This is a genomic window from Paracnuella aquatica, assembly GCF_003332885.2.
GTDB lineage: Bacteria > Bacteroidota > Bacteroidia > Chitinophagales > Chitinophagaceae > Flavisolibacter > Flavisolibacter aquaticus.
Genome location: NZ_QOWJ01000030.1, coordinates 1 through 5,730 on the forward strand (window position 1 = coordinate 1; position 5,730 = coordinate 5,730).

The following is a 5,730-nucleotide window of genomic DNA, read 5'->3' on the forward strand; positions in this document are numbered from 1 at the left end:
AATAGCGGCTTGACGAACATAGGCTGATCTGCAATAATTCCATTGAACTAAGTACTAAATTTAGGCTGACGAATCACAGAATGCCGCTACTGCAGCAAGCTGTCGGACGTTAGCGGCAATCCGACAGGCACTCCGCTGACACTTTGAACATTTGGATAGTTGAACTTTCTACAGAACTATCACGCAAGTCCAAGTACTGAACATATCCGTTTTGAACAGCCAACACTTTGAAATCGTAATAAGGTTTTAATTTGTACCCGCTTGAGAAAGGATTTTTATTTTCGCCTTTAACTGTCCAGCGCCAAACCTCGCCGACCTTCGGTTCTTTAAATTCGTTACAGGACAAAAGGACTGCCGCTAACATGGTGCTTACAAAATAGCGGCTAAAGGAATTACGGTTGAACATTTGAATAACTATTTAGCTTTAGTGGTTAATTGAAGCAGCATATTTTCAAGTGCCGCTACTTCGTAAGCACCCTACACGTTGTGCGTCATGCAAGGCACCAATACCCAGAACTAACAAAGAATATTTAATAGTGACTTCAATTGTAAATTTTAGGGAGTGGGTTTTTGAGGTTGACAAAGTGTTGACGGAACAAACATATTTTGGTGTTTCCGGAAGTGGTGCTGATACTTGCCTTTGCAATGATTGCAAGAACTACGTAGCCTACCGTGACAATGTATTCCCGAATGAAATAATTGACCTGTTCACTGAATTAGGGGTTGACTACAAAAAAGAAGTAGAAATAACATCCTGGCAAATTCTACCAAACGGACTTCACCACATTGGCGGCTGGTTTCATTTTAAGGGACAAATTACCTCGGGAAAAAGCTATCGTGTCCCACCTGAATCAAAAAGCTACACCTTTGACTTAACTCCCATAACTGAGAATTTTTTCATTGGTTTTGCTGAGGGCAATGACTTGACATTTTTTGCTGATAAGACAGGTTTGGTGCAAATCGAGTTTGATACCAAAATACCCTGGGTAATTGATAAGTCCCTTGAATCGGTGTAGACTATCCAATTACGACAGCACGAACGCACAACATGGTTTTGCTGCAATAGGTACTGAAGAATATGTTTTCAACTCATTATCTTTATTTAGCAACAGAATGAAAGTGAAGCTGCGGTTTTCCAAATGCACCTACTGACAGCAACACCCGATCCGTTGTGTGCAATTAAATCAACCAAACCCTAATTTTGAGGTCATGACCAAAATCTTTCTGCTTTTAGCTTTAACGGCTTCTACTTTTATATACGGGCAAAAAAATTTAAAAGCCTTAGTGAAAGAAAATGAAAAATCCGTTTTCTTGGTTCAATGTTTTGATGAAAAGAGCCAAATGATTTCTACAGGCTCAGGCTTTTTCATTGAGAATACAGGTGTCGCATTTACCAATGTACACGTCATTCGAGACGCTTTCAAGGCAAGAATAAAAACCATAGAAGGCAAGTTCTATGAAGTCGAAAAAATAATTGACTATAATCCTAATCTTGATATTGCAAAAATTAAAATCAAAGCTGTTCCAGGTACTTCATTTCCTGCCGTAAAAATTGCAGCACGGAATGCCGAAAAGGGAGATGACGTTTTCGCAATTGGCAACCCCGATGGCTTAGAAAGCACGGTTTCCTCCGGAATCATTTCATCAGTACGGTCAATTACAAACTATGGTGAATGCTATCAAATTACTGCACCAATTTCACCTGGTAGCAGTGGGGGCGCATTATTTAATATGAATGGGGAAGTCATTGGAATGACCACATTCGGACAAATAGACCAAAGTCGCTTAAATCAAAATCTAAACTTCGCAGTCAACATAAAGAACTCTAAATATCTGACAAACAACTTAAACATTTCTACTGAAAAGGCTTATAAAGAAATAGTTTATGAAGACTTTATTGCAGCTTATATGAGAGCTGATTTGTCAGGAGACTTTGAAAGGGCAGTAGAAATTTGTAACCTACAAATAAAAAAGTCTCCAAGCAATTGGTTGCCCTATCATTTCAGGGCCTCATCATTTCTACGAAGTGACAATTATACAGAAGCAGAAAAGGATTTGATAAAAGCAATTCAACTTAATCCATCGAATAGATTAAAAGATATGGATTATGTTGGTTTAGGTAAGATTTATAGAAGGTCGAGAATGTTTGAAAAATCAAGAGATGCGTATCTCAAAGCCATTGAGATAAATAATAAAAATGCAACATGCTTCTGTAATATGTCAGCACTGGCATATGAATGGCTAGGACCCGAAAATGAATTAGTTGAATACTCTTATTCAGAAGCACTAAAAATAGACCCCCTTTCGTGTGCCTTTGGATTAAAAAAAATAGGTGAAAAACTCATGAACAAAAAAGAGTATGAAAAAGCAATACAGTTTTTTACTCTAGCCATTGAATCAGAGACTGAAGGGTTATTATCACTAAATGAATATTACAACAGGGGTTTCTGCTATTTGGAATTAAAGCAGTATAAATCAGCGATAAGCGATTTCCAATCTTGCCTTCGATTAAATAAAACAGATGTAGGTGCTTATATTGCTTTAGGTATAACATATAGTGAAATGGGTGACAAAATGCAATCTTGTATAAGCTTCAATAAAGCGAAAGAAATAAATGACCTAGTCGTTAAAGATAGAGCAGCAGCAGAACAAATATCAGGGTGGCTCTCACAATGTAAATGACAAAAAGCCTATTCAATTTGAAAGACATTCCGATTTGACTATGTAATCTATAGTTCGTACTGACTGCACACAACATGGGGCTTGCTGCTATGGCGGGGCGACGAACAAAACTTCGGCTATGTGCAGGCATCAGCAGCAGTCCCAGCGTGACGAATAACATTTGACTGTAGTTCTTGTTATCAACATTATTAACTTTATTGGGCAGCGGTTCGGGGCTGGACGTTCAATGAATGCCGCCACAGCAGAAAGCCCTATCCGTTGTGCGCAACTGTGACAAACTCTGGCAATTTAAAACTAACATTACACGACCTGAATGAAGACAGCTGAAAAACCCATAATGGGAAAGCGCAAAGCGCTACTTATACCAAGCCTTGCATTATTTTTCTTCTCATTGACACAAAACGCCTTTTCAGCAGCACATTTTGACGGACCAGAACGCTATTCCGGCTTGGCTGCACTTTTGGTCGGAGCTACTATTATCCTAGGTGGAGGACTATTAGAGTGGATTGTTTGGCTCGCCAACCCATTGTTTGCATTGTCAATATTCCTGGCGTTTCGACGCGATAAAAGAGCGGTACTTCCCAGTTTGAGTTCAGTCGTGCTATCCACCTCGTTCATGTTTTGGCGGGAGATATTGGTTTCCGAAAGTGGGAGAACCGGAGCGATCCTTTCCAAAGGGCTAGGTTATTACGCTTGGATTACAGCCCTTATCGTATGGGCTTGCTCTTTCTTCCTGCCGATAAAAAAATGAGCTAACGAGTTCCTCCTATCAGCAAGACATGCGCACAACACGGGCTTCTCGCAATGCGGGCTGAAGAACATATTACGGGCTTTTGTGCAATTGTTGTGGGTTCTTATCTTTAGCTGAACGACAGGGCTGCGGAGCCCCGCACTGCGTAAAGCCCCATTCCGTTATACGGCATTTAAACAACCATCAAACTAACTATGGGAACTTGGGGAACAGGCATACTTCACAACGATACTACTGTTGACATCTGGACGGAGTTCAAAGAGTTGTACAACAGCGGTCTTTCTGCCAAAGAAATAAGACAACAACTTGAAAAAGAATATCAACCTGAAAAGGATGAAGAGAACTATTCTGAAATCTGGACAGGTATTGCTTATGGACAATGGATGTGTGGTGAATTAGAGGAATACACTTTGGGAAAAGTAAAAGCTGCTACCGATGAGAAGTGGCTGACTTTGTGGGCTGAAGACAAAAAACTGTTTCAAAAAAGGATAAAAGCACTTTCCGAGTTCATTACCAAAATACAGACGCACCGTCCAACTTCTCTGAAAAGAAAGAAAATAGTCACTCGACAGGCTTTCTTTCAAGCTGGTGACGTTATCGGGATAGAAATTAACCCTGAACAATATGTAGCAGCTATTGTGACTAAGCAGAAAGACTACGGAAATGATGGCGAAAACACAATTGTCTTTACCGACTGTTTCTTTTCTAAACCGATAAGTGTTGAAGAAGTACTTAAAGCAAACATTTTCTATTTGGACGTAGGTGGGTCAAACAACTATTACAGAGGATATTTTGAAGCCATCTTTTCGGCAAGAAATATGGCTAAGAGAATAAAACTTGCACATAAGGTAGGGGAAATCAAAAAGGACGAGTATTTATGGCTTGGCGTTGGCACTCCTATTGGTGACTGGAACAAAATAAGCGAGTTGTATAACGAGCAGTTAGCGTTTCTACTCAACCACCAATCTGACAGACCTCTGAATGTTTCTGTGCAGGAATTTTTAAAACGAGACAACAAGCTGGAAACGAAGCTAATTGAATGGGACAAGAAGATATTCAGAGAAAAACTCAAACCACAAAACGCCGTATAACATGGCATTTCTGCAATAGCGGCAGAAGAATAAGGGCTGAGCAAGAGTAACACTATTCAACTTTATCAATAAATTTATCCTGACGGAACACGGACTTCCGCTACTGCAGAAATGCCCGAACCGTTAGCGGTCAGCTTACTGAGACACCAAGCAATGACAGAAGAACTAAAAATAGCACTTGAAAATCTCTACGACACATTTTCGATTTATCCTTTCAAATCAACAATGGAAGGTTGTCCTTGTTGCGTTTCTGACACCGACAAAGAGAAAATTCATTCAAAACAATTAAGAGACCTGACTGAAGAAGACCTTTCAAGATATGCTTTCAAAGCAATGACAACTTGGGGTGACATAGATGACTTCAAGCATTACTTGCCAAGAATATTTGAACTTTTAGCTACCACTGATTTTATCGTTGACACCTTTGTGGTTCTTGGAAAACTTCAATATGGCAAATGGCAGGAGTGGGCAGACAAAGAAAGACGAGCCATTACTCATTTTCTATTGGCTTGGTGGAGTGATCAAACGAAACATAAGTCCTATTTCGACAAAGAGGCTTTTACCGAGATATACAAGTTAACGGGTGACATTGAACAGTTGCTCAACCGTTGGACAGTTAGCATAAAAGACAACAGTTTTTCAAATTTTGTTGACTTAGTGTACAACTATTACAATGACTTAACAGGTAAAAAAACAGAATTTAGAGAGTTAGACAATGCTTCAATTGAAAAACTGATTAAATGGATTAAGGACAATTCAAAACATTTGGAAACAGGCTTTTTTCATTTTGCAGACAAAGACAGCGAGTTAGCAGAAAAAATATCAACCACTCAATATATCTATGAACATACTTGACTGAATAGAAAGCCGAACCGCTAACATGGTGTTTATGAAATAGCGGCTTGACTACAAATACTGAACAGCATATCTTTAATGAACTTTGGAATATAGGTGAAGCTGAAGTAACACAGAAGACCGCTACTTCATAAACACCTGTTCCGTTATAAGCCATTACTAAAGCCGCCTACATTTGAAAGAACAGATACATCGATACCTCAATCAATTAGTTGGACTCAGGTTGACTGCAACGACAAGTGAGATGGTCTAATTTTTCTGGACAGTTGACTTGCGTAAATTAGCAAGTAACAATGCAGCACAAAAATGCACAGAAACCCCGGCGCAAGTACGATGCTTCCTTCAAATCGG

General features: G+C 39.4%; 6 protein-coding genes. 5 read left to right on the forward strand and 1 reads right to left on the reverse strand.

The window, feature by feature from the left end; translation table 11 throughout:
• Positions 1-109 precede the first annotated feature (109 nt).
• A complete protein-coding gene (locus DRJ53_RS20805; protein WP_123893765.1) occupies positions 110-406 on the reverse strand; it encodes a hypothetical protein in 297 nt (98 codons plus the stop codon).
• A gap of 130 nt (positions 407-536) precedes the next feature.
• Here DRJ53_RS20805 and DRJ53_RS20810 point away from each other — a divergent pair, with 130 nt between their 5' ends.
• From DRJ53_RS20810 to DRJ53_RS20830, 5 genes are all read left to right on the forward strand, one after another.
• Positions 537-1,016: a hypothetical protein gene (locus tag DRJ53_RS20810; RefSeq protein WP_206609857.1), complete on the forward strand. Its 480-nt coding sequence runs from the start codon at positions 537-539 to the stop codon at positions 1,014-1,016.
• A gap of 193 nt (positions 1,017-1,209) precedes the next feature.
• Entirely contained in the window at positions 1,210-2,682 is a 1,473-nt protein-coding gene (locus DRJ53_RS20815) for a trypsin-like peptidase domain-containing protein (protein WP_114237602.1), read from the forward strand.
• A 313-nt stretch (positions 2,683-2,995) separates the two neighbouring features.
• Entirely contained in the window at positions 2,996-3,433 is a 438-nt protein-coding gene (locus DRJ53_RS20820) for a hypothetical protein (RefSeq protein WP_114237603.1), read from the forward strand.
• A gap of 194 nt (positions 3,434-3,627) precedes the next feature.
• Entirely contained in the window at positions 3,628-4,524 is an 897-nt protein-coding gene (locus tag DRJ53_RS20825; protein WP_114237604.1) for a DUF4259 domain-containing protein, read from the forward strand.
• 153 nt (positions 4,525-4,677) lie between these two features.
• Entirely contained in the window at positions 4,678-5,379 is a 702-nt protein-coding gene (locus tag DRJ53_RS20830) for a hypothetical protein (protein ID WP_123893767.1), read from the forward strand.
• Positions 5,380-5,730: the final 351 nt, after the last annotated feature.

Excerpts from the sequence above, each read along its gene's own strand:
- DRJ53_RS20805 (WP_123893765.1), bottom strand. The coding sequence starts at position 406 with ATGTTCAACCGTAATTCCTTTAGCCGCTATTTTGTAAGCACCATGTTA.
- DRJ53_RS20815 (WP_114237602.1), top strand. The coding sequence starts at position 1,210 with ATGACCAAAATCTTTCTGCTTTTAGCTTTAACGGCTTCTACTTTTATA.
- DRJ53_RS20820 (WP_114237603.1), top strand. The coding sequence starts at position 2,996 with ATGAAGACAGCTGAAAAACCCATAATGGGAAAGCGCAAAGCGCTACTT.
- DRJ53_RS20825 (WP_114237604.1), top strand. The coding sequence starts at position 3,628 with ATGGGAACTTGGGGAACAGGCATACTTCACAACGATACTACTGTTGAC.
- DRJ53_RS20830 (WP_123893767.1), top strand. The coding sequence starts at position 4,678 with ATGACAGAAGAACTAAAAATAGCACTTGAAAATCTCTACGACACATTT.